Consider the following 24,359-nt stretch of genomic DNA (forward strand, 5'->3'; position numbering starts at 1 on the left):
CGGTGAGCGCGGCCTGCGCCCCGACCGCCCGTGAGGCACCCCCGCTCGAGGTACCGGCTCGCCGGCACGTCCGGGTACCGATCAGGTCACCCTGTGCGGCTCCGGCGGTTCGTCGCCGAACCGCCACGCCAGGCAGGTGAGGCGGTCCAAGTGAGCGTCTGCAAGGGTGTCTTCGCGGGGGAGCGGCGCAGGCAGCCGACGCCCACGTGCCCCGGGCAGGACGGAGGGAACGGCGGGGGACAGGGGCGCAGTGGTGCTGCATCCAGATGTCCACAGGGCCCTGCGCGACGCCCGGCTGCTCCGCACTGAAGCAGAGCAACGCCCGACCGGGGAAGCGTGGTGTCGCCCGCAACCGTCGCACCCCCTCCGAGCCGGAGCCCAGCGAAGCTGCCCGACTGGCTGATCAGCTCCGGGCGGCCGGCTTCACCCGACGCGACATCGCCCGCCTCCTCGATCGTGACCCTCGCTGATCTGCTCTCCACACGCCACCGACGCGCCGCTTTCGTCTCTGCCCTCACCCGCCTTGCCGCAGTTCGGACCGAAGGCATGACCACCCGCGAACTCGCCTCGATCGCCGCCCCCCTCACATCACCCGCCGCACCAGTCATCCCAAGATCATGGTCTCCGTGAGGTCGTAGCGTCACAAGGACTGCGGTTCTGGAAGAGGCGGAACACCCCCTGCAATCGCTGACTGTCAGACGCGATGGCTAGTGTCGGCGGCGCCGACCAGCACCAGCAGCAGGAGACCCCATGCCGTCGTGGCACACGCAGGAGGACGCCGTCCATGGACGGCCGACCGAGCCCCGGGCGCTGGCGCCGATCCCCTTCGACGTCGAGGCCGTCTTTCCGGAGCTGACCGGTACGTCCCGCGACGTCACCCTCCTCTATCCGCGGGCCGGGCAGCCGGGCCCGGGTGACAGCTCCATCGGCGGGCCGCTGCTGTGGCCGGCCGGCGAGCCCTGGCCGATGTGCGCCGAGCCGGACCACTACAAGCCGCTCAGCGAGGCCGTCGGGCCTGAGCCCGTCGCGATGGTCCCGGTGGTCCAGCTGTACGCACGAGATGTGCCCGGTCTCGTCTTCCCGGCCGGCACCGATCTGTTGCAGATCGTGTGGTGCCCTCTGGTGCATGAGGACGGCCAGTACGCGGCCAACCCCCGGCTGTACTGGCGCAGCACGGTGTTGACGGCCGCCGGCGCTGTGGCCGGGGAGCCGCCGCGCCCGCACACGGCGGAGGGGGACTACCTGCCCCGCCCGTGCACGCTGTCGCCCACTCCGGCCGTGGAGTACCCGAACTTCGACCTGCCGGAGGCGCTCGGCGAGCTGCTCGACGAGCGGTTCGAGGCCCTGGAGGAGGAGCAGGGCTTCGACTACTACGAGGTGGCCACCACGCAGCAGAGCAAGGTCGGCGGCTACCCCGGGTGGACCCAGCCGCCGGACTGGCCCGACTGCGCGGGCTGCGGCACGCGCATGGAACACCTGCTCAGCGTCACCGCAACCGAACCGGGCATGGGCCGTTGGCTCCCCTTGGACGACCGGGACCCACGCCAGGACCCGTCAGCGATCCCGTCCTGGAAGATCGAGGCGGACCCCGCCGCCCTCGAGGCGTTCGGGCACGACATGGTCCTAGGTGACCTCGGTGGCATGTACTTCTTCGTCTGCCGTATCTGCCCCGACACCCCCTACACCCACCGTTACGACTGCTGAGCCGCCTGGGCGGCTCACGCGGGCAGCGACGTGGTGCGGCGCCGGCCGGAGCTGAAGGCCGTGCACGAACTCGACGACATCGTCGACCTGGTCGACCTGGTCGGCCCGGGCGGCCCGGTCGGCCCGGTCGGCCCGCAGGCCGTGCGCATCGCCAAGTACGGCGAAAGATCCCTGGCCAGGTCGCCGAAGGCTTCATCACCACCGGAGCCGGCGCCCGTTCACGTCTCCACCGCTACGAGTCCCGCCGCTGATCACGGGTGGAACGGCTTGCCGACCGCGCTCGACCGGAGCCTCGCTGCGTAGCCGGCCGAGGACATGAGCCCGTCTCCCCGCCTTCGCTGTCCGGTGTTCGGGGAAGGCTGAGTCGCGTCGGCCGAAGGGGCTGGGCTGCTGTGGGGGCCGGGGGCTGCCGTGTGGGTGAAGCCTCTGTGTGGCAGCCGCCGAACAGGACGGCCGAACGGAATAGTTCTGCGCGAACGCAGGATCGGATTCATGGTGCAGACCTGGAGGATGCGTCGTGGACAATTCTTTGCTGGCTCACATCGAAGCAGCCGTCGGTAGGGGAAAGGCAGTCGTCTCGGCGGACGACGACGCGGTCGTGGCCCTCGTGCAGGAAACCATCAAGAGCGGCAGAACCGCTTCCTTCTACCTGTCACGTGAGCAGGCCCGCACCCTCCGGGACCTGCACTGGACGCCTGAGCTCGTCAAGGCCTCCCGGCTCGAACCGGTATCGGCCGAGGAGAAGGCGCGGATCGAGTCCGAGCTGGGAATCGCGGACATCGGCGCCTTCCGGTTCGGCCGCTTCACGTGCAAGCAGGGCCACGAGTTCAGCGCCTTCGACTTCCTACAGCTCGGAATCCGGGAACACGGATCGGACGCGGTGAAGGCGATCTTCGAGCTGAAGAACGCGGCCTTCCTCCGCGTCAACCCGTACTTCGCCGTCAACTGCGCCACCTGCGACCAGCCGATGGAAGGGGGCATCACATACGAGGGCGACACCTACGCCGGGTGCTCCTTCCCGGACCCGCCGGTCTGCGTGTAGCTGCCTCCGCCGCGGTGGCCGCGGTCGCCATCGCGGGCAGCCTGGCGGACACGCTCGCCATCCTCGGCGAGACCGACCGCCGACATCCCCGCCTGGAGCTGGACCGTCGGGGCTACGGGTCACCGCCCCGTTCCGCGCCCGGTTGAGCTGTGCCTCTGACGAGCGCCAGGGTCGCTCATGTACCCGTTCATCTGAAGTAGGTCGATGAGGTCGATGAGCGGGTCGGCGGAGACGAAGCGACCCGTGAGGGGCTGGCCCTCGACCTGGTCGACGGCGACGGTCGCGGTGCTGTGGTGGTCGGAGAGCAGGACGGTATGACGCAGGGCACCGAGGCGCTGCCCGAGTATCTCGGTCACACCCCCACACAACTTTTTCGCCGACGGGGTTCGATCGGCACTGCCCGTAGCAGTGCCTCAGGCCGCATTCAATATCCCCCACCGCTCGGAAAGCCCCAGGTCGGGTATTGAAGGCGGCCGTCGCCATGTCCCTCGTGACTGGGCTTCGGGCCTAGGTGGGCCGCCCTCGTACGAGCAGAAACGCCGAACGGATTTTCGCGCGGTGCCGGCCGGACCGTGCCCCTGATCGTCTCTCGGTGACGACGCCACGACGGCCCCGGCCCCCGATCCTGTGGGCGGCGGGGGCCGTCGCGTGTCCGGCGCCCTTCAGTGCCGGGCGGTCACAGCCCCCGGGAGCCACAGGTCGCACTTGTGGTCCTCGGGGAACGTCGTCGATGCCGTGATCGCCCCCGGCGCGAGCACCTGCACCTTCGGATACTGGTTCCAGCGGGGGGCGTCGGCCGCATACGGGATGCCCGTGCGGGCGAAGTGGGTCCAGTAGCCGAGCATCGTGGAGGCCAGGGCGTTCTGGGCGGGGGTGCCCGAGACGCCGCCGAAGACATAGCGGATCTCGGAACCGTGCGGGGCACCCAGGGGGAAGCTGACCGGCAGGCCCAGGTAGTCCACGGCACCGCGGTCGGCGAACTCGTACTGGTAGGACCGGGTATGCCCGGCCATCAGCCGCGCCGTGCGGGACTGGAGGCAGGCGAACTGCGAGTCCGTGAGGATCGCGCCGAGTGCCTCGGCGGGGGAGCCGTGGTCCGACAGCGGGTAGCGGGCCAGGATCGCGTCGGTACGGTCGCCGTACAGGGCGCGGACTGCCACCGGGTACCCGGCCGGGGTGAGCCGGCGGCCGGCCAGGTCGTAGGTGGATGCCACGGTGAGCCGTCCCTCGTCGGCGGTGGTGCCCTGCAGGACGGGCACGCGGTGGAACTTTCCTCTCTCCAGCGCGTCGGCGATCTGCAGCGGGATGATCCGGCCGTCGACGTTCGGGACCCAGCGGGCGGTGGGGTTCGTCGAGGCCGTGAGCAGATCGTCGGCGGGTTTGCCGCGCAGGCAGGCGACGTCGGCACAGCCCAGGGATTCGGCCCAGGTCGCACCGGTGCGCTGCTGCGACTCATGGGTGGGCAGCGGGAAGCCGCAGCCGGACTGGGCGATGGCCCGGTCGAAAAGGCCGGTCGCCCGGGGGGAGACGAGGTGCTGGCAGACGCTGCCGCCGCCCGCCGACTCGCCGAAGACCGTGACGTTGCCGGCATCACCGCCGAAAGCAGCGATGTTCTGCCGCACCCAGCGCAGGGCCGCCTGCTGGTCGAGGAGACCGTAGTTGCCGGAGATGCCGTCCGCCGACTCTCCCGCCAGGCCCGGGTGGGCGAGGTAACCGAAGGCCCCCAGACGGTAGTTGAGGGTGACGACGACCACGTCGCCCCGGGCGGCCAGTTCTCCGCCGTCGTAGAAGGTCCCCGAACCGATGGTGAAGCCGCCGCCGTGGATCCAGACCATCACGGGCCGGTCGCGCAGGGAGCGCTCGGCGGGCGTGTGGACGTTGAGGTAGAGGCAGTCCTCGCTGGGCGTGCCCGGACCGGCCAGATCCCCCCAGGGGGTCGACGAGCCCGTCTGCATACAGGGGTTGCCGGGGACCGTGGCGTCCCGCACTCCGCTCCAGCGCGCGGGTGCGGCAGGCGGCTTCCAGCGCAGGCCGCCGACAGGCGGCGCGGCGTAGGGGATGCCGAGATAGTCGACGGCCCTCTCACCCGCCGTTCCCCGCACCTGCCCGTAGCGGGTGGTCACGGTCGTGTCGCCGGTCGCCGGAGCGGCCGCGGCGGGCGTGGTGCCCAGCCCGGTCGCCGACAGCAACAGCGCGCTCACCAGCACACCCCGTAAGCGGTGCCTCCACGACGGCGATCGTCGCGCCGTCCTTGACTCGTGCCTCGTGTACGGACCGGGCATCGGTACCTCCGTGCGGGGTTCGGATGGGGACAGGGGCACCGCAGTCTCGGCGCCCGTGCGCGCCTGCGCATCGCGCGAATCACCGGTCCTGCAGAGGGGCGGCCCGGCACCGGCGGAATCGGAAGCGGGCCGCGATTTCGTCGACGGCAGTGCTCCCGCCCAATACGCCATGCCCTAGGTGTCCCGGGTGCCGCCGGAACGCCGGCCTCGGCAAGTCCTCGACGACGCCCCTCAGCAACGCCGTCGACGACGCCCGGGCGCGAACGGATCGGCTCGGTCCCGGGCCCGTGTCCCGGCTGCCCGGTGTTCCCTGCGGACGGTCGACTACTTTGTCGCTGCCGGCTTCGAGGCAGCTCGCCGCCACTACTACGGCAGCGGCACGCCTACCGCCGCATCCTCGCCTTCGGACGAGCCCGCCGGGTGCGGCCGGTCGGTGGCTCACCCTGCCCGCACTGGACCGCCTCGTCCCGGCGGGGCCGCAGTCGTTCCCAGGCCCGGGGACTCCTGCGGGGCCGAGGGGGCGCTGGAAGAACCGTGTGCTGAGGGGCACGGCATGACGTCGAGTCGACGCTCACCACGCTCCGGTCGATCCGGCCCGGCGAGGTCGGCGTCGGTCTGGACGGCACGCACGATCCGGTCCCAGGTGCCGTCCGCCATCCGCCGACCAGCGACGCCGGTGCCGTTCATGGACGCTCTTCCAACTGCCGCCGAAACGCTCCGGAAGATCCCGCCACGGTATGCCCGTTCGTACCCGGAGAAAGGGATCCGGTTGATCACCTTGCGGTGATCGTTCCACCGACCGCCACGCTGCCCCATCGCCAACAGGTGCGCCTCCGACCGGCCTCACTCGGCATTCGCCAGCTCGCCCCGCCCCATGCTGACAGCAACGAGCGACCGATCCGACGGTCACATGATCCGCCTAACAGGGTGCAACTACGCCTGACTATGGGACAGTTCATGATGTCGTGCCACCGGCTGCCGGGGGGAAGGGCGGGATATGGCGCACGAAGAGAAGGACATGCTGACGGCTCGCGAGGTGAGCTACTTGTGGCCGGGCGTCCGTACTCACTCGGTGCATGTCAATGCGGTGGCCCGTGGGGTGCGGATGGGAACGGAGAGCTGGCTGACCACTACGGGGTACGCCCACAAGGTGTGGTACAACGCCGACGACGTGCGCCGAGTGGCCCCGCAGGTAGCAGCCGAGCCACTCAAGGGGCCGTCCTCGCTGCCGTGCTGTCTGATGCTGATCGTTCTGGCGGCGGGACCAGTCGTCTGGCTGGTGCTGGCCATACGAAGCGGGCAGTAGAGGTCACGTGTGTGGCTGCGCGGCCGGCCAGCCGCAGATGCCAGGGTGCCAACTGCACCATCTCTGGCTCGTTGGGCAGGGCGCTTCCGAGCCTCGAGGGGAGGCCTCCTGGACACCACCCTCGTCCAGCCCGACCTCGTCGCGGGGGTCGGCGCCGACACCTCCGTCGACCGCGGCGGCGTCTGCCGGCACCCGATCCCGTACATGCGTCTGCCCTTGGACGCGAGCATGGAGGACGGGCCTCGGTTCGGCGGGGGCCCGGCCACGGCCGCCGGTTGAGCAGCGCGCGGTCCGACGCGCGTCATGCGATCGGCTGGTCGCTACGCCTTGCCTGCGGCTGTGAAGCGGAAGCCGAAGAGGCCGCCCTCTTCGTCGCCAGTGTGACCACCTCCGAGCCCAGCACGCTTGCCGTCGCCGACCTCGAGGAGATCGGCCGGGCCGCCTACACCTTCTACCCCGACGGAGTCGCCGACTGGCAGTGGGCCGACGGCGCACTCGCCACCACGCGAAACGACGCCTCGGTCTGCGTGCACACCGGCTCCCTCGCGCTGATCCGCCGACCCGGCGGCGTGTGGTGGTCGTACTACGACAGCAAGGAAAGGCACGGTCCTGGGCGTGGCAAGATCGATATCGGCCGCCTCGTCCCGCTCGCGGAGGTCCACGACTGCGGCGGCCACGGCTGAGGATCTGTGTGCCCGCCTGTCCGTGCTGCGGGCCCGGGCGACCTGTGGTGTCGGGTGTGCTGCCGGAACCCGCGCCGCGCGCCTTTCGGTCGTCGCGGTGCCGGCGTGGTCTCCAGGACCACCACCGCCGCTGCTGCTCCGATCTGTTCGGTTGCAGTGTCATGGGTTTTCTCGTTCCTCCGCAGCGTGGTCGATGAGTTTGTGGCTCGCGGCCGGTCCAAGCTCGTGACACCTCAGGAAAGGACACCGCCATGTCGGAGCTTCTCGTCGACTTCATCACCTCCCTGGACGGCTACGCATCCGGAGAGGGATGGCCCGGATTCTGGGGCCTCGAGGGCCCGGAGTATCTCGCGTGGCTCGGCGAGCAGCCCGAGGTCACCTACTTGATGGGAGCGAACACGTACCGCCTGATGTCGGGCTTCGCCGCGGGCGAGGTCCCGGACGGCCAGGACGAGTTCAGGCCCGAGGAAGAGGCGTCCGTCGACGAGCTCACGCAGGCGTCCAAGGTGGTGTTCTCCTCCTCGCTCGAGGAGCCACTGACGTGGGCCAACTCCACGCTCGTCCGCGACGACGCCGTCGAGGCGGTCCGCGCCATGAAGTCGAGTGGGGCGGGGCTCCTCAGCACGATCGGCAGCCTCAGCCTGTGCCGGTCCCTGCTGCGTGCCGGGCTCGTCGACCGCTTCCGGGTCGTGATGTTCCCGGTGATCACCGGGGCCACGGGCGAAGAACGCATCTACGACGGCTATCCGGACGTTGCCCTGGAGATGATCGAGCACCGCACCTTCGACGGCCGCATCCAGCTGGTCGAGTACAAGCCCCGCGTGCTCGAGCACCCGCCGCTCGGCGCCCCTGCCTGACGCCGCCCCGTCCGCCGGTCCGGGGCAGCCGCCACGCCGGCGCCGGGGGCTCCTCGGAGCTCTTGGAGAGGGGCTTGGGGGTGAAGGCGGTGGGCGGGGTCGCCGGTCCCTCGTCAGTGCGGGCTGTCGGGCATGCCGTAGGCGTCGGCGATCAGCTCGGTGGAACGCAGCCGGGCCTGGGCGGAGTGGCCGACGCTGCCGATCATGAGTTCGTCCGCGCCGGAGTCCCGCTGGACCTGGTTCAGGTGGGCGGTGACCTGTTCGGGGGTGCCGTGCGGGATGTGGGTCAGCCAGCTGTCGACGGCCTGGCGTTCCTGGGCGTCGTAGGGGTAGGCGTCCACTTCCTCGGGGGACGGCAGCAGGTAGGACGTGCGCTGGAACATGCGGAGCATGGCGTGGGCGAGGGTGCCGGCCTGGCGGCGCGCCTCCCGCACGTCGTCGGAGGCCGCGACGGTGAAGCTGACCAGTGTGTACGGCTCGGCCAGGGCCTGGGACGGGGTGAACCGGTCGCGGTACAGGCGCAGGGCGGATACGACATCGCGGGGGTTGAAGTGTGCGGCGAAGGCGAACGGCAGGCCGAGCCGGGCGGCGAGCTGCGCGGAGTAGCCGGACGAGCCGAGCAGCCACACCGGCAGGCGGCCGGGGGGCGGGGTGAGGCCGTTGAGCCGGTCCTGGGCGGGCCCAGGGACGGCGTACACGCGGTCGGCGTAGGGGTGGGCGGCGGGGAAGTCGTCGCCGAGGAAGTGCAGCAGCTCGGCCACCTGCCGGGGGAAGTCCTCGGCGCCGCTCGCGCCGCGGCGCAGGGCGGCGGCCGTGGTGTGATCGGTGCCCGGGGCGCGGCCTAGGCCCAGGTCGATGCGGCCGGGGGCGAGGGCCTCCAGCATGCCGAACTGTTCGGCGACGACCAGCGGCGGATGGTTGGGCAGCATGATCCCGCCCGCGCCGAGCCGCAGCCTGCTGGTCTCGGCGGTGAGCCGGGCCAGCAGGACGGGCGGGCTGGAGGTGGAGACGCCGGGCATGGCGTGGTGCTCGTTCATCCAGTAACGGGTGAAGCCGCGCCGGTCGGCGAGGCGGGCGAGTTCGATGCTGCCGGCCAGCGCCTCCGTGGCGGTCTGGCCGGTGCCGGTCATGGCGGAGTCCAGTACGGACAGGGCGGCGGGGGCGGAGCCGTGGCGGGTGCCGCGGATGGGGTCGGGCATGGTCGTGCGGTCCTTCGGGTTTCGAGGTGGGCGGCGCACAGGGGGCGCCGGCCGGCAGTCGTGGCAGTTTTCTGTCGGCCGACCGCCCGGCTGCCCTGCGTACGCGTGCGACGCAGGGGGGTTCAGCCGCGGACGCCGAAGTCGACGCGGGCGGTGAGCCCGGCGTCGGCGAAAGCGGCGACGAGCTCGTCGCGGCCCTCGGTGAAGTGGGCCCAGCTGTCGAAGTGGACGGGCACGATACGGCGAGCGCCCAGGATGCGGGCGGCCTCGGCGGCCTGGGCGCTGTCGAGTGTGAGCAGTGCGCGGTCCAGGACGGGTGTGCGGACCGCGCCGGCGAACAGCACCGCGGTGTCCACCGGGCCGAAGTGGTCGGCGATCTCGCGGACCAGCGGGAGCTGGGCGTTGTCACCGCTGACGTAGACATGGGGCAGGCCGTCACCGCTCAGGACGAAGCCGACGACCTCGCCGACGACCGGCTCGAGGTCCTCACGCGCACCGGGGCCGTGCAGGGCCGGGACGCCGGTGACGGTGATCGTGCCGCCGCCCGGGCGGTCCAGCTCAATGGACTCCCAGTCCTTCAGGGGGCGCGCCGTGCCGCCCAGCCTGCCTGCGCCGCTGGGCGTGGTCAGGGTCAGGGGTACGTCGGCGAGCAGGGCGCGGCCTGTGGCGTCGAGGTTGTCGTCGTGTTCGTCGTGCGACAGGAGCACGACATCGACGCGGCCCAGGTCGGCAGGCGCGGCGGAGGCGGGCGCGGTCTTGGCCAGCCCCGAGGGGTAGGTGCCGGGGGCGTCGAAGGTCGGGTCGGTCAGGAACCGCAGCCCGCCGTACTCGATGAGTGCGGTCGGGCCGCCGAAGACACGGACGGGAATCTGCTCGCTGGACACGCCGGTTGCTGCCATCACGAAAGCACCTCACGGATAGATTGACTAACATCCGTGACCATAGGTGGTTGTCACGGTTAAAGGCAAGCTGTAACGTGAGACGCGTGAGTGAGACCGATACCACCGTCACCACCGGCACCATCGACCCCGGACTGACGCCGGCACCGGGCGCTGACCACTACCCCGCGCTCGACCTCGCCAACAGCGCCATCGCCCTGCCGGGCGGCCAACTCCTCGACCTGTTGGGCACCCCAGCCGGCGCCAACCAATGGCTGGTCGACCACAACCTGGCCCCCGCGGATGCCGGCATGCAGGAAATCTGCGCGGCTCGCCTGCGCTCACTGCGCGAACAGGTACGCGCCCTGCTCGCAGCCCAGGTCGGCAACCACCCCGCCCCCACCACCGCACTGGCCGCCGTCAACGACGCCCTCACCCGGGTCCCCACCGCCTCCCCACTCGGCTGGGACTCCGTCCGCGGCATGCACCGCACCACCCCGCACCCCATCGACCAGATCGTCGACCAAGCCCTCGGCATCCTCGCCGCCAACGCCGCCGACCTGCTCACCGGACCCGACGCCCAACGGCTGACGGCCTGCCCCTCCACCCCCTGCAACCGCTACCTGCTGCGCGCCGGACGCCGCCACTGGTGCTCGGTCCGCTGCGGCGACCGAGCCCGCGCCGCCCGCGCCTACGCCCGCCGCACCCAGACCACCGCCGACTGAGTCCGGCACACCCGCATTTCGCTTCGGGCACAGGTCCTCTCGAAGGCCCGCACTTCAAGCCCCTCCGAGCCGGCCAAGTGCGGTACGCAGGACCTGGGCCAAGGCGGTGCCGGATCCCGAGCCCGACGTCACCGCCTGACGGCCCGCGGTGACAGTTCAGCCGTTGCCGACAGCCAGCGCGGCGAGGCGGGCCTCGAGCGAGGAGGCAGAGAGAGAGTGAGCCTCGCGGCGCGCACCGACCCTGTTGACGGGGAGGCGAGGGATGCCGGCTGGGATGCAGACGTAGCCGCCGGCCTTGAGCCGGACGTCACCGTCGGACGAAGACGGCCGACTCGTAACCCTGGTGGAGGTGAGTTCGCCCGCGTGCTCCCGCCGGCATCACCAACTGGCGGAGGCACAGGCCCTACGCTCCGGCGGACTGGGGCCGGGAGGAGCAAACCCATTGAAGGTGCCCGCTGACCCCGGGGCGGGAAACAACCTTGGTGCCGCAGTCGCCGCGCACGGACCGGCTGCGCTCCGCCATCGCCACCGACGGGAGCCGGGATGGGCTATCTAGACGGCATAGAAGCAAGCCTCAGAAAAGAGCTGGAGCTACGCAAACTCTCCCTCCACGAGCGGACAGACAGGAGGGGCTACTTCGACGTGTGGTGGGATGACGGCATCAAGAACGGCCCAAACGACCGAGGACTCCCCGTCGGGTACCTGAACGTGCTCGCTTCCTCTCGCGGCTTCATGAAGCGCACGGATGAGTTCTGGTTCGTCAACGTTTCCAGCCCTGCAGTCCACGAGGTCGCCAGAAACATCCCGAACATCAACGAAGCCATCAGGGCATTCCTTGTCCATCTCCCCGACCGGTACTCCTGAACAACCACTGGCAGCGCCCTTGAGCGCCTGCTACTGAACCCACCGGCGGACGCGGGCCCAAATGACCTAGTACGCACCAGCAGCAGCGACTCCCGTTCGGCAAACGGTCACCGTGACCGCTCCCCGAACGCCTTCCCAACATCCCCGCTCAGAACTCATGCCTCCTGACCTGCTGATACGGGGCTGAGGAAACGCGTACTCACGCCCATTGCGCGCCGAGCTTCTGTAGTGCGTCGAGTTGCTCTGGGGTGAGCCGGTCCCTTCTCGTTTTCGTGTTGGTGATCCATACGCCGAGTCGCACCGTGACCGGCTCCCCGTCGAGGGCGATGGTCTCGCTGTGTCCGCGTGGTACGGGCCGGTCCACGCCTTCCCGCTCCACCCACTGCGCCATGGCGACCAGTCCGCGCTGGAACGCCTGCTGCGCCTTCCTCGGGCCCTTCGCCGAAGGCGGAGCCGCCGAGGCGGGAGACGGGGCCTGGGCGGGTTGTACGCCCAGTCTTGACAGCCGTTCCTGCTGTTCGTTCGTCAGCTGCTTCCAGGTGCCCGGCTGCTTCTGTCGTTGGAGCCATCGGCCGATGTCGTCGCCGTCGAACGTCACGCCGGGTGCGATGTCGGGCAGCATCCCGCCCGGCTCGTCGTCGGCGAGGTGGGCGAGGTGGCGGTAGTGCCGCTGCCAGTTCAGAGGCCAGGGGCAGTTCCAGTCCTCGTCGACTGCGGCCAACTGCTCCGCGCGTGCGGCGGCCCGCTCCGCGTCCTTGCCGAGGCCGCCTTTGCGGCGCAGGTTGGCCATGTGCTGGCCGACGGGCACCACCGACTCTCCCTCGCCCCACACTGCGTCCTGACGCGGCGCGAGATGCCCGGTGGCCCGCCGGTAGGACCGGAGCGCGGCGAGTTTGTTCTCCCAGGCTTCTTCGCCGGGTTCCCACACCATCCCGGCTTCCGGGGCGTCCAGCAGCGTCTTGCGCCGCTCCTCCAACTCACCCGCCCGCAGCGCCTTCCGCTGCTGATGCACCCACCGGCCAAGCGGAAAACCCTTTGTCACGCCCACCTCGACCTCGGTGTCGTAGGGAACGGCGTACACGCCGGTGATCTGCTTCTCGGTCCGCCAGTGGAGAAGGGCTTGATAGCCCTCCAGCCAGACCAGGGACTCCGGCCGGTACACCCGGGTGCGCAGGAACGCGGCGATGGTGGCCGCATCCCGGGGCGTGGAGAAGCGCAGCAGCACAGCCCAGGCGTCGTCGTTCTCACCGTGGCCCTCGCCGCCGGCGCCGATGATCCGCCCCTCTTCGTCGCGCTGGAGGTGGGCCTTGCGCCTACCGCTGCTGAGCGCGCGAGAAGCGAGCTGCTCGACCAGGCGCTCATCGTGCGAGCGCAACCCCTGGAGGACGGCCACGAGCGGTTTGTAACTGGCACTGGCAATCATGTCGGTGGGATCTTCACCGGGCTCCAGAAACACCGGCACGATGATCCGCGCGATCTTCGTGGAGCCGTCGCGGTTAAGCCTCAGCGCGCGGCCGATGTTCTGCACGACCTCCACCTGGGAGCCGCGGGTGTCGGCGAAGCACACGGCCTCCACACCTCGCTCGCCGGTGATGTCCACGCCCTCCCCGAGCACGCGGCAGCTCGCCAGGAAGGCGCGGTGGATCCGACGGCCCGCCGCATCGATCCCGCCTGCGAACTGGCGCAGGACCTCGCGCCGCTCGGACACCAGGTGGTCGCCGCACAGCCACGCCGCCCACATGTGAGGTGCCTCCTTAGCGCCACTAGAGAAATGTCATCTAAGTGTCAGCGTAGGGCTCTGGTGCTGACAGCTTGAGCAGCGAAGATGACGGAGGCGTGAGTGGCACCGCATGGCAGTCGGCACTGACGTGAGGTGGTATCACCCCATGACATGGTGCTGACACTTCCTATGGATCGGCTCTGAGATGACTGCACAGGCCGGACGTGCGGAACGTGCAACCCATCATGCGCCAATGGTTAATGGCTGCTTCGATCTCTCTCGATGGTGTCGTCGGTTTCGTCCGTCGGCATGTAAAAAACGCCGAGGCCGACCCGGCAGCGTGCGGCGCTGATGGTGTTGTGGAGAAGGGTGAACAGGTCGGGGCGGATCAGTAGATCTGCTCCCTCGATCGCGGGCAGCAGGGGCTTGTAGTTCCCGTCGTGGACGAGGTGGCCGTGCCATTGGCGGCCGATGAGCGCTTCCCCTCGTGCGTCGCTAAGGCTGAAGCCACAGATCCCTGCTGTGGGTTCGAGGCCGAGGAGCGCCACGACGGGGGCAGTTGGTGCGAGGACGTAGTGAGGCAGGCCCAAGCCTTGTGAAGGGAGGGGCGCCTCGACCAGGGAAGTGTTGCTGGCATCGGTCAGAGCTACGAGGGGCTGGTCGGTGGCCATGATGAGCTCGGCTGCCGCTTTCACTTCGACGAACGAGGCTGCCATTGCCCGGTGTCGCAGCGGGCGTGTCCACAGTTGCCAGGGAGCCCTGCAGACAGGCAGCGAGCCGGCCGGCGCGTCAGCCGCGGAAGCTTCCATTCCGACGACGATCTGTATCTGGCGGGCGGGCTCGTTCGGATACCGGCGCGCTGGAGTGTGCTGCCGCTCGATCAGGCCGATCTGCACCCAACCCGTATGAGGGCCATTGGGCACGCGGGCGAGAGCCATGGCGCCTCCCGGCAGGCATCGCTTGCCCGCGACGGAAGCAAGCCCAAGAGGTGGCCAGGGCCTTTGCTCCTGTCGGCTGTCACTGAACCACGGTGCAGGATCGAGCGACCAGGCTAGTACTTCGGGGCGGATGAGGGGCCGTGGCACGCGGGCCAGCTCCGCTCGCAGTGCCGCCCGTGGATCGTCGCGCAGTCGTGCGGCAGCATTGCGTTCAAAAACTTGTGCCTTACTGCCCATGTGTCCGGCTTGAGCGAATGCGGCACGTAGCCCTGCCGCAGCTTGCTGAAGTGCGTCTTCGGTGGCGCTTTCATCGGCAAGGTAGGCGTCGGGCCACTGTGTTCTGCTCGGATGAGTAAGCGAATCCAGTTGTTGACCCATCAGCGATTCCACGTGTTTAGGCAACGCCTCGGTAACGAGGTCGATGACGGTCTCTCTTAGCCCCACAGGATTGCCTGCGGCGGCGAGACGGGTTTCCAAATGGTGCTCGACGATCTCGGTCGCTGCCTCTTGGAAGTCCGTCATCGGTGACCCTCGGTGCGAGAAATAGCGGCGGTTATGGCGTGTGTGAGTGTTGGGTGGGCTGGCGTTGCGGGGGGTGAGGGAGGTTCGTGTCCGGCGCGCGTAAGGATCTCGGCAGCTCCTACTCGGACGGACAGCATGTCGCTGCTGCACAAGGCCACGAGCTGGTCGAGGAGTGCTCCATTCAAGGATCCTGGTGGCAGATGGTCTTGCACGACGGACATAAGCCAGGTGAGTGGCCCGGCGCCGAGGGAGAAGGAAAGCACGTGCGCGAGTGCGGTCTGGGCTTGGCTGGGGCGGCTCGCCAGCAGCACTGTCGCTGCGATCAGGGCGCGTCGTCTGTCGCCGCGTTCGGGCAGGGCGATGGTGGCCATGGCAAGAGTGCACAGCGCGGTGTCGATGTCGTGCTGTGTGGCCGGCTCTTGGTTCGGCTGGTAGGCACCGTCACCAAGGTGAGCGTCGCCCGGCAGGCGATGAGCGATGACTTCGTAGGCAGCGTCCCAGCAGGCGAGCGCATCGACGGCTGGCGGCCGGTCAAGTGGGGCTTGTGCGGCGAAGGCGGAGACCAGCGCTTGACTGACGCCAATTGTTCGGCTGTATGAGGCGTCGGCGACGGCGCGTGCCACCTGGTCGGCGAGGAGGTTGGCTGCGACGGCGGTCTCCGCCGAGTGCGCCTGCTGCCAGAGATCCAGCCGCTCTTTGCCTGCGAAGGAACGCCAGCCGCCTCCTCCCCGCATCGTGGTGAATGCGAGCACGCCGGCCGTTGCGGCGAGTGGGCCGAGGGTGTCGGAGGCAGCCTCTTGGCGCAGACGGAGCCCAGTGGCGATGTCGGCCAAGAGCTCGCGCGGCTTGATCGGGCTCAGTTCCTCAGCGATCCGGTGCAGGAGTCGGGTGGCCGCGTCGGCGCCGTGTCGGTCGATGACCTCCAACAACCTCCACCCGACCGCGTTGGCCAGGCTCTCTTGTGACCACCGGGCACCCGGGGGAGCGTCGTAGGGCTTGTCGTTGTAGTCACGGACTGCTGCCAGCACACCGGCAGCACCTTCGGCAAGCGTGGGACGTTGCTGCGCGTGCAGGTAGACGCCTGTGGCGTAGCGCCCTTTGGGCTCGGACCAAGCACGTGAGGTCTTGGCGGTGGCGGGCTTCGGCGACCATAGCGGGCCGCCCTCGCCACCGCATTGCTGTGCTGCTGCGGTCAGTGCCGTGGTGGGCGAGTCCCCAGCGCCGCGTGAGGTGTAGATCAGCGCCTGGTCGTCGTAGGTGGAGGTGATCGCGTTGGCCATTACCGGCAAGAGTTGCTGTGTCCGGGCCGCATCGTCGCTCGGCAAGTTTGTGAGCCTGTCGAGCAGGGCGATGTCTGCGTCAACACTCCGGCCACCGGGACCGGCGGCGATGCGCAGCGCAGTCAGGACGACGGGGTCGGCGGTGTTGGCCTGTGTGACAAGCAGCTGAAGATGGGCCGCTTCTACCCGGGCATCGGGCAGCCCTGGTTCGGCCAGCAGCACGTGGGCTCCTAGCTGGGCGGCAGCCTGTGGGTCCAGTTGGGCGAGGAACCGCCACCACTCATGGGGGATTCCGTTGGTGCCCCGGCCGTCGGTGCAGTGGGCGACGAGATAGGCGAGAGGTTGCGTGCGCGCCAGTCTTTCACGGGCCTGGGCCGGCTCGGCCTGAAGGAGCTGGGGCAGAGGATCCAGCAGCTCCTCGACCGTGGCGTCCTTGTGACCGCCATAGGCACCCATGAACCGGGCGGCGCGGTCCCAGCACTCCTGCGCTGCTCTGGGGTCGCCGCAGGCGAGACTCACGCGGGCCATCTCCAGCTCGAAGTCCGCATCCTCCGCATACAAAGCCCGGCGGTCCGCTTGAGCTGCGCGCAGGGTGTCCATGAGCTCGTGCACTACATCGGCTCCAGCCTGGCCGACACTCTCGGCGAGCAGAGACAGCAGCTCCGTCGTGATGAGAGGTCCGCTGCCGGCCATGCCCATGAGGGAGGTGGTGGTTCCATGGCTGATGGCTTGCAAGGACGTGATGCCCAGCGCCACCTCCTTGCCCTGGAGTACGGCCACGGCATCGTGCAGAACCTGCCGCACGAGTTGGTGAATGGCACCGAGGTCGCTGGCCTTCGGCCGGCCGGTAAATGGCTGATTGTTCTGGGCCAGCTGCTCGAGCGCCACACGGGCGGTCAAAGAAGCCGTCTCGGCGGGGATTCTGCCCGCCTCGACATCGTGGCGCAGGCCCAGGGTGGCCAGGGCGAAGCGCAGCCAGGCGCGGTAGAAACCGACACCTTCGCAGAGCGGTTGCAGGCGAGCGGCAGCCTGTGGGTCGGAGGCATGAGCCACGGCAAGCAGCGACAGCCACCTGCTCACCGGTGCCGGCAGATCACCGGCGTGATCGGTCAGCACCTCTCGCGTGGCCTCTTCAAGGACGTCGGTGATGCCGCCGCCGGAGAAGACGTCCTGCGCTAGGTCCGTCACCGGCACGCCGTGACGGAGCAGACGCCGCGGGTCACAAGGCCCACTTGCCCAGGCCGCTGTGGCTAGATTGCGCGCCGAAGGTAGCTCTCCTGAAGTGCTGTCACGGGCGTCGGCGAGACACAGCAGAACAGCCGCACGCCGGTCGGGGCGCTCAATGAGCTCTACGCTCGCCATCAGCGGCTCGTGTCCCAGGCAATCCAGCAGCACACCCAGGGCACGCTCAACAGGCCTCAGGCGCTCCTGGTCAAGGAACTTCGCCACTCGCTGCGCGACCGGGAGCGGCGCGGCGTCGCTGTCTGTGTTCCGGCGTGGCTGCCGGATCTGACCGCGCAGCTCCGCGAGGAACACAGCATCGTCGCTGTCAGAGCCGTAGCGGACGTGATCGTCACGTTCCTTGTCCCAGGCCGCCAGATACGCCTCCCAGGGTGCTGCCAAGCCCGCACGATCGACAGCCGCGCACAACTGCAGCCCCCACCGGGCCATCATGGTTGCCTCGCCCTCATACATCAGGCTCGCTGCCACCCGATCGGCTCCGCACAGCGTCACCAAGACATCGGCGTACGGGACGAGGGATCCCGGCAGGCCCTCCTGCTCGTAGGTCGCCCGGGCCCGGCTGAGTTCGATGCAGCGAATCAACGTGGGCCAGTCGGTGCGGTCAGCCGCTCGGCGCGCGGCGACAGTCAGCGTGTGGACGATGGCCTGCGGGGGTTGCAGGCCGGCGATCGCGCGGGAGAGGAAATCGGGACCTACGAGCACGGCCAGTTCGTCGTCCCGGCCCAAGGCGGACAGAAGCTCGGGCAGGTGCCGGAACGCCCGGGGGTCCGTGAAAAACCCACGCCTGTCGAGCCAGGCGGCAGCCTGTGACCGGACAAGATCGGCCCAGTCCTGATTGCTGTCGATCTTTCGGATGAAGCGGCTGAAACTCTCATGGTGGATCTTCAGTCCGCCGATCCCCGGCTGCTGCGCGACAATCGGCGCCACGCTGGTCAGCGCAGCGCCGAGCATCATCCCAGGCAGTGGGAAGATCTCTCCCAGCTCCTGCGCGGTTACGGCGAAGTCGCAGATGGCTAGCATGCTCACGGCCTGCCGCTGCTCGTTGGTAAGGCCTTTGAAAAGGTAGTCGTAGTAGTGGTCAAGGTCCTGTGCCGAGGACGGGACCGCGCGCAGACGTTCCAGGGGGTCCCCAGCGACGTCCGGAGCCGACAGCGATGCCAAGACGGCCGTCGGCCCCACCGCCTGGCGACACAGGTACGTGGCATAGAGGGCATTCCCCCGTGAGCGCTCCTCGATCAGGCAGACAGCGGCCTCTGCAAGCTCAGCAGATGCCTGCTCTGAGGCGGATTCCGACAGGGCCGACAAGACGCCCAGCCGATCCGCCAACGCATGCAGTTCCCCCCGTCTGAGAGGCGGGACCATCAGGCGTTCCGCACGGTCGTCCAGGGCTTGGAGATGAGGACCGGGCTGACTGGCCAGTACAAGGACCACACCGGGAGGCAGGGTGAGAGCAGCGAGTTCTTCTACCAAAGACGCGGCTGGGTCCGACTGCTGCTGAAACGCGCTGCCAGCAACGCTTCCGAGGACCCGGCTGACATGGTCGATCCCGTCCACGATCAGCGCGATCGGCCGATCTGGAACCAGACGGCGCACCGCAGCGACTGCCGCCGTGAGCGTCTCGGCCGTGGCCGCATAACGCGGTCTGACCTGCGCCACCGCCTCCGGGACGGCTGTCTCCAACTGCTTCAGAAGGCTGCCGATCACCACATCGGTCAGCACACGATCACGAAGCCGGTCGTCATCGCTTCCGAGCCAACAGTGATGCCGCGCGGCGACCCAGGTGTCCCGCAGTGTTTCACTGAGCTGCTCGCACAGCCAGGACTTGCCGATGCCAGGACCGCCGGTCATCACGACGACACCACCCGTATGGGCCGCGCTGTCCACGACGGCTGTCATGTCCGCAAGAACCGTCGGGCGGATCACCTCCGCGGCACGGTCCACGGGGTGCCCCTCCTGAGCCGCTCCGAAGTCGACGTTCAATCCCAGCCGGGGAAACAGGCGGTCGAGGGCCACCGCCCCTCCTCTGGCGCGAGCCTCCTTAGCGGTGTCAATGAGGGCTAGGGCTACGTCCTCAGATGCACGATGCCGGTTCGGCGGCCGCCCAGCACCGAGTTCTTCGCTGACACGATGCAGCAACGCAGCCTCGGCCGGTCCTGGCTCTCGGACGTTGAGGGAGCATGCCGGTACCCCCGTGTCCACAATCAGGGAGGCACAGGCACTGCTGAGCAAATCATCATCCAGATCGGCGAGCATCGAACGCCACGGCTCGTGTTCCCGCAGCGCAGTGGCACTGAACCGAAAGCGCCTGCTGTTGAGCCCCGACAATGCCGGCCCCGGGTCGCTACTCGCGCTGAGCGGCTGCAAGACCTGGGACAGATCAGGGTCATCCGGCTCCGTGTCCCGTACTACAAGGCGGTGCGAGGTGTCGGGGTCCGCTTGAAGGTCCTGGATGACTGAGGAGAACAAGAGGTCCAGTTGCAGGCTGCGCTGGTCCTTGGTGAAACTCTTCAACGGCAATGCGCGGTCGTGAGTCGTGTGCTTAATCTGCAGCCGCTCACGGCTGCCCTCGGCCCACTCGCAGGTAATGTCGTCGAACCGGTCCCCGGCGAACATCTTCGTGTCGACGAGCACCGACCGCGCGCGCCCCACCGCGAGATCCACCAGACGCAGCGCGGTAAGCAGATCTTGGTAGGCGTAACCAAGGTGTGTCGGACGCAGGTCCATGATTACCTCCGACATACCCTTGGATCACCCCGGCGCCGAGTGTCACGGCATGAGTCTGGGCAAACCTTAACCTCAGCAGCTGCTGCCCAACGCGCCCTAGTCCACGTGCCGTCAATGCACGACTGCCCCGGCGCCGAGTGCCAAGGCACGCCCGCGCCCTACACCAGTGCCCCCCGTCGCATAGATGTTTGTGGGACCGGCGCCCTGATAGCTGCCACCCGATGCGAATGGCGTCATGCCACACACGGGCCTGCCCCATTTGCAGCCCGTCATAGAGGACTGGGAAGCCGACCCAGGGGCGCCCGCCGTGTGGGGACCTCGCAAGCCCGCAGCGGCAGTGCTGGCGCCACCGCACGGCCCACGTGCGCAGCCCAGCTGTGATCGATAACATCGATGATACGTATGTGCGAATTGATGCAAGGGAGAGTGCCGTGCCTTACGACCTGGGAAAGCGGCTGGTCATCGGCATCGCCTCCAGTGCCTTGTTCGACCTCGCGGAGGCGGACGCCGTCTTTCGCGAGCAGGGGGAAGAGACGTATCGCGCCTACCAGGAGGAGCACCTGGAGGACATCCTTGCCAAGGGCGTCGCCTTCCCCTTCATTCGTCGGTTGCTGTCCCTGAACGACCTCAGCGCAGCGGACGACCCTTTGGTCGAGGTCATTGTCCTGTCACGCAACGACCCCGACACCGGACTGCGGGTGATGCGCTCAATCCAGGCGCACGACTTGCCTATCACCCGGGCCATCTTCATGCAGGGACGCTCGCCCTACCGGTTCATGCCCGCCCTGAACATGTCGCTCTTCCTCTCGGCGAACGAGACCGACGTCCGCGAGGCCGTCGCTCTGGGCCTGCCTGCCGGCCACGTCCTGGGACCGGCCGCTGTTGACGACGACGACGACGGGCACCTGCGCATCGCCTTCGACTTCGACGGAGTCCTCGCCGATGACGCCTCGGAGCAGGTCTTCCAGGCCGACGGGATCGAAGGTTTCCGCTCGCACGAGACGATGAACGCCGCCACACCGCACGACCCGGGACCCCTGCGGGACTTCCTCGCCAACATCAACCGGCTGCAGCAGCGCGAAGAAGAGCAACGCGTGAAGAACCCGGATTACAAGATCCGCGTGCACGTTGCTCTCGTCACCGCTCGCAATGCGCCCGCGCATGAACGAGCTGTCCGCAGCCTGAAAGGCTGGGGAGTGACTGTCAACGATGCCTTCTTCCTGGGCGGCATAGACAAGAGTGCGATCACCAGCATCCTCAGACCGCACATCTTCTTCGACGACCAGGTCAGTCACCTGGTCGGCACCTCGCGCAGTACTCCCAGCGTGCACGTGCCGTTCGGGAAGATAAACGAACCGGCCGACTCGAGTTCGGCCGAAGGCGCTACTCACCCCTGAAGTGGCCCAGGGGCGCTGGGCGGAACCCCTGAATCCCGGTCAGCGGCGGCAGAGTCGAGATCGTTGAAGGCCCCCTGCGGTCCTGCGGGGGAACCTGTCAGCGGGGGAGTGGCAGGCTGAGCCGCGCAGACTGGCGGCAGCGGTTCAGCTGCCGTAGGCACCTGCCGGGAACCGGAAATAGGACAACTCTGCCACGATTGAGACCTGGTATACGGCCCTCGGGCCGGGGCGTTGTCAGACCCCTGCAGTATGGTGACCGGCCGCCGCGACGGGTTCCGGGTGCCCGTGCTCTTTTGCTCGAGGAGTGATGCGGCAATGTGTGCCTCTGTGTGTACAGAAGCCTTCCCATGCTCCGGCAGGTGGGGTTCAGCCTTCTCGCAGCTCTGCCTGCAGGTCCGCGCCATAATCAGGTCGCGTGCCTGGTCGGGCCGGCTCTCATTCGTGCTGAGAAGCGTAAGGAATCAGTGCGCCAAACGTAAGGCTCTGCAAGCTTCTGCCGGCCAAGTCCGGTCCGGATGGTGGCCTTTGGCGGCTATTTGGTCGAAGAATGCTTTCTGGCGTTAGAAGGGTGTTTGGCATTCTCCGTCTGTGTAACGACCTGAAGCTGCCGTGACAGCGCCTCGCCCGGCATACGTTGCGGCACGGCTCACGAACTCTCTAAACGCCCACCCGGGTGTCGTGGCGGCCACCACACACGGCGGGCGTCCTGCCGCGTACAGAGAGCGCGTGGCGCACCTCGTGGGGTCAACTGCGCCGCTACGAGGCCCGCACGTAAGACATCACGCACAGGAGACTCGAAGATGGGGTTCGGACGACTCGGAGCCCAGGGCGTACCCGCAGCGGTAGCCCTCACCACGACTCTCGACGAGATCGCTGGAATCACCCATTCCTACCTGAAGGCCGAGGCCAACTGCAGGCGCTACCTGCTGTATCTGACCCGTTCTCGCGCCGGCTACGCCTTGATGCAGCGCAGCGGGATCCGCCTGGACCGGCGGAAGGTCACCAGATGGCTGTCCGAGGAGCGCGCCCCCAGCGCTGAGCAGCAGCTACGGCTGGAGGAGGCCTTCCGTTTGCTGCGGCGCCGCAACATGGCGCCCAGCCTGACGCGTCGGCTCAACAGCGACGGCGGAACAAGGGTGGAGATCTATCCCGTCGACCAGAGCGAGGTCGACCCCAGGCACCAGCGTGTGGCCCGGTGGCGCCGGAAGAACATCTACCGCTGGGACCCCATCGTCGCGGCTTGGTCCCGCAGCGACCTGCGTGAGCTGACCCAGCAATGGCAGTACGTCATCTCGGACTTCGACTCCGACTGGCGTCAGTACGAGAACGTCACCCATCTCGGCTTCTGGGCCTGACCCGCCCGCCATCGCCCTCAAGACGCCAAGTCCGACCACCACGAAAGAGCCGTCCCCACGGTGCCTCCAGACCTCGAAGACTCCCCGGCCCGCAGCAAGCGCGAACGTGACGAACTGATGGGGCCTGCTGTCCGTGCCCTGCTACAGCTCGCCGAGCGAGGCGAACTGACCACCGCGCACGTCACTCTGTCCGCTCACACATTGGGTGTCCACGTCCGCACCGTGTGGCGCAACCTCGCCCGTGCACGCGCGGGGGAGCCCTTGCGCCGACCACGGGACCGGTTCGAAGTCACCGACCACGTGCGCATTCTGCTCGCCTACTACCGCGGCAACGTCAAACGCGTCCATGAAGAACTCGCGAAGGACGCCGCGAAGGCCGGAGTGGAGCCGGTGAGCCTGTCGACGCTGCACCGGGCGATCAAACGCGACCTGGCACCCGGCGACATCGCCGGCCTCAAAGCCGGGCTGCCAGCCTCCCGCGGACACGATCCGCACCTGCGCCGGCCGCCCTCCGCCCGCAACGAAGAATGGGAAGGCGACCACAAACAGGCCCCCGTCGTCGTCTACGCCGCCGGCCGCCTGGCCAAGCCATGGGTCACGTGGTTCTGCGACTGCCACACCGGCATGATCATGGGCTGGGCCGTCACACCGCACTACCCGCACCGCGGATCGATCCTCGCGGCTCTGCGCGCCTGCATCCTCGCCGACGAAACCCATGGACCCGCCGGCGGACTGCCCACACGCATCCGTATCGACCGCGGCAAAGACTTCCTGTCCAACGCCGTCAAAGAAGCCCTCGGCGCCTTCGCCGTCCAGGTCGACGTCCTGCCGCCCTACACCCCCCACCTCAAGGGCAGCATCGAGAACCTCAACCGCGCGGCAACATCGATGTTCTTCTCCACCCTGCCCCGCTACACCCACGCGCAGAAACTCGACACCCGCAGACGGTCGGGGGAGAACGACCCACCGCTCACCTTCGAAGGATTCGTCGCGAAGTTCGCCGAGTGGGTCCAGACCCGCAACGCCGGGCACCGGATGCAGGACTACGGCGGCGTCACCGCACTGGAGTGCTGGAACGCCGACACCGCCGAGCTACGGGAAGTGCCACCGCAAGACCTGCACGCGTTTCTCCTGGAGGCCGACCGCTCCGAACGCGTCATCCAGGGCCACGGCATCCGCTGGCGCGGCCGCGACTACATGGCCCCCTGGATGACCGGCCGCACCGGAACACGCGTCCGCATCCGCTTCCAGCCCCACCACGAACAGCAGATCGAAGTCTTCGACGCCGCTACCCACCGGCACTACGGCACCGCCTACCTCGCCGACCAGGCCACCGAAGAGCAGATCGACGAGGTGTACCAGGCACGGTCCGAGCGCGCCCGCCGACTGCGCCGCGACATGCGCAAGGCCGAGGCTCTGCGGCGGCGCCGTTTCCGGGCCGTCACCACCGCCGGCCCCGCCACCACCGAGGCAACGATGACCCGCAAGCAAGCCGTCACCGAACTGCGTGCCGCTCGTACCAGCCGGGGCCAGGGCGACCTCCCCAGCAACTACATGCCCCGGCGCATCACCCCCTCCAGCCGATGGAGCATCCCCAACCCCGCCAGCCACGAACAAGACGAGACCACATGACCCCACCCG

The 24,359-nt window shown here is 68.6% G+C and carries 17 protein-coding genes and 2 pseudogenes; 11 read left to right on the forward strand and 8 right to left on the reverse strand.

The annotated features are described in order from the left end of the window. The first annotated feature begins 750 nt into the window (after positions 1 to 750). The 3 genes from ACZ4VW_RS25985 (at position 751) to ACZ4VW_RS25995 (ending at position 2,746) form a co-directional block, all read left to right on the forward strand. Positions 751 to 1,704 carry a hypothetical protein gene (locus ACZ4VW_RS25985; RefSeq protein ID WP_467966369.1) on the forward strand — a complete coding sequence of 318 codons (954 nt, stop codon included), beginning with the start codon at positions 751 to 753 and terminating at the stop codon, positions 1,702 to 1,704. A 60-nt stretch (positions 1,705 to 1,764) separates the two neighbouring features. Next, positions 1,765 to 2,007: a hypothetical protein gene (locus ACZ4VW_RS25990; protein ID WP_467966371.1), complete on the forward strand. Its 243-nt coding sequence runs from the start codon at positions 1,765 to 1,767 to the stop codon at positions 2,005 to 2,007. Between the two features lie 214 nt (positions 2,008 to 2,221). Further along, positions 2,222 to 2,746 (forward strand): hypothetical protein, encoded by a 525-nt coding sequence (locus tag ACZ4VW_RS25995; RefSeq protein WP_467966373.1) that lies wholly within the window; start codon positions 2,222 to 2,224, stop codon positions 2,744 to 2,746. A 119-nt stretch (positions 2,747 to 2,865) separates the two neighbouring features. Here the strand turns inward: ACZ4VW_RS25995 and ACZ4VW_RS26000 are convergent, their stop codons facing one another. From ACZ4VW_RS26000 to ACZ4VW_RS26010, 3 genes and pseudogenes are all read right to left on the reverse strand, one after another. Continuing rightward, positions 2,866 to 3,102 (reverse strand): hypothetical protein, encoded by a 237-nt coding sequence (locus ACZ4VW_RS26000; RefSeq protein ID WP_467966375.1) that lies wholly within the window; start codon positions 3,100 to 3,102, stop codon positions 2,866 to 2,868. A 306-nt stretch (positions 3,103 to 3,408) separates the two neighbouring features. Beyond that, the gene (locus tag ACZ4VW_RS26005) at positions 3,409 to 4,947 is read right to left on the reverse strand and encodes a carboxylesterase/lipase family protein (protein WP_467966377.1); all 1,539 of its coding nucleotides are present in this window, start codon (positions 4,945 to 4,947) and stop codon (positions 3,409 to 3,411) included. A gap of 733 nt (positions 4,948 to 5,680) precedes the next feature. Beyond that, positions 5,681 to 5,782: pseudogene (locus tag ACZ4VW_RS26010) on the reverse strand (transposase); the annotation flags it as partial. Between the two features lie 243 nt (positions 5,783 to 6,025). Between ACZ4VW_RS26010 and ACZ4VW_RS26015 the strand changes: the two are divergent. From ACZ4VW_RS26015 to ACZ4VW_RS26025, 3 genes are all read left to right on the forward strand, one after another. Further along, positions 6,026 to 6,334 carry a hypothetical protein gene (locus ACZ4VW_RS26015; protein ID WP_467966379.1) on the forward strand — a complete coding sequence of 103 codons (309 nt, stop codon included), beginning with the start codon at positions 6,026 to 6,028 and terminating at the stop codon, positions 6,332 to 6,334. Between the two features lie 380 nt (positions 6,335 to 6,714). After that, entirely contained in the window at positions 6,715 to 7,017 is a 303-nt protein-coding gene (locus ACZ4VW_RS26020) for a hypothetical protein (protein WP_467966381.1), read from the forward strand. 251 nt (positions 7,018 to 7,268) lie between these two features. Further along, on the forward strand, positions 7,269 to 7,874 hold the full coding sequence (locus tag ACZ4VW_RS26025) for a dihydrofolate reductase family protein (protein WP_467966383.1): 606 nt from the start codon (positions 7,269 to 7,271) through the stop codon (positions 7,872 to 7,874). A 113-nt stretch (positions 7,875 to 7,987) separates the two neighbouring features. Here ACZ4VW_RS26025 and ACZ4VW_RS26030 read toward each other — a convergent pair whose 3' ends face one another. Then, the gene (locus tag ACZ4VW_RS26030; protein ID WP_467966385.1) at positions 7,988 to 9,073 is read right to left on the reverse strand and encodes an LLM class flavin-dependent oxidoreductase; all 1,086 of its coding nucleotides are present in this window, start codon (positions 9,071 to 9,073) and stop codon (positions 7,988 to 7,990) included. A gap of 122 nt (positions 9,074 to 9,195) precedes the next feature. Further along, the gene (locus ACZ4VW_RS26035; protein WP_467966387.1) at positions 9,196 to 9,972 is read right to left on the reverse strand and encodes an MBL fold metallo-hydrolase; all 777 of its coding nucleotides are present in this window, start codon (positions 9,970 to 9,972) and stop codon (positions 9,196 to 9,198) included. 86 nt (positions 9,973 to 10,058) lie between these two features. Here ACZ4VW_RS26035 and ACZ4VW_RS26040 point away from each other — a divergent pair, with 86 nt between their 5' ends. Together ACZ4VW_RS26040 and ACZ4VW_RS26045 are read left to right on the forward strand one after the other, a co-directional pair. Continuing rightward, a complete protein-coding gene (locus ACZ4VW_RS26040; RefSeq protein WP_467966389.1) occupies positions 10,059 to 10,676 on the forward strand; it encodes a CGNR zinc finger domain-containing protein in 618 nt (205 codons plus the stop codon). 543 nt (positions 10,677 to 11,219) lie between these two features. Further along, complete coding sequence (locus ACZ4VW_RS26045; RefSeq protein WP_467966391.1) at positions 11,220 to 11,540, forward strand: hypothetical protein; 321 nt, start codon at positions 11,220 to 11,222, stop codon at positions 11,538 to 11,540. A 199-nt stretch (positions 11,541 to 11,739) separates the two neighbouring features. On the opposite strand, the pseudogene ACZ4VW_RS26050 reads toward ACZ4VW_RS26045, so the two are convergent. From ACZ4VW_RS26050 to ACZ4VW_RS26060, 3 genes and pseudogenes are all read right to left on the reverse strand, one after another. Beyond that, positions 11,740 to 13,281: pseudogene (locus ACZ4VW_RS26050) on the reverse strand (helicase associated domain-containing protein); the annotation flags it as partial. Between the two features lie 236 nt (positions 13,282 to 13,517). Then, positions 13,518 to 14,720 carry a hypothetical protein gene (locus ACZ4VW_RS26055; protein ID WP_467966393.1) on the reverse strand — a complete coding sequence of 401 codons (1,203 nt, stop codon included), beginning with the start codon at positions 14,718 to 14,720 and terminating at the stop codon, positions 13,518 to 13,520. Further along, positions 14,717 to 19,966 carry an AAA family ATPase gene (locus ACZ4VW_RS26060; protein WP_467966395.1) on the reverse strand — a complete coding sequence of 1,750 codons (5,250 nt, stop codon included), beginning with the start codon at positions 19,964 to 19,966 and terminating at the stop codon, positions 14,717 to 14,719. The genes ACZ4VW_RS26055 and ACZ4VW_RS26060 overlap by 4 nt, the downstream gene beginning before the upstream one ends. Before the next feature lie 431 nt (positions 19,967 to 20,397). On the opposite strand from ACZ4VW_RS26060, the gene ACZ4VW_RS26065 reads away from it, so the two are divergent. The 3 genes from ACZ4VW_RS26065 to ACZ4VW_RS26075 all read left to right on the forward strand — a co-directional run bounded on the left by ACZ4VW_RS26065 (position 20,398) and on the right by ACZ4VW_RS26075 (position 24,350). Beyond that, the gene (locus tag ACZ4VW_RS26065) at positions 20,398 to 21,363 is read left to right on the forward strand and encodes a 5'-nucleotidase (RefSeq protein ID WP_467966397.1); all 966 of its coding nucleotides are present in this window, start codon (positions 20,398 to 20,400) and stop codon (positions 21,361 to 21,363) included. A gap of 800 nt (positions 21,364 to 22,163) precedes the next feature. Beyond that, a complete protein-coding gene (locus ACZ4VW_RS26070) occupies positions 22,164 to 22,718 on the forward strand; it encodes a transcriptional regulator (RefSeq protein WP_467966399.1) in 555 nt (184 codons plus the stop codon). Between the two features lie 300 nt (positions 22,719 to 23,018). Next, positions 23,019 to 24,350, forward strand: a complete 1,332-nt coding sequence (locus tag ACZ4VW_RS26075) for a transposase (RefSeq protein ID WP_467966401.1) — start codon at positions 23,019 to 23,021, stop codon at positions 24,348 to 24,350. The last annotated feature ends 9 nt before the right edge of the window (positions 24,351 to 24,359 follow it).

The organism is Streptomyces sp. NPDC029139, from assembly GCF_055564335.1.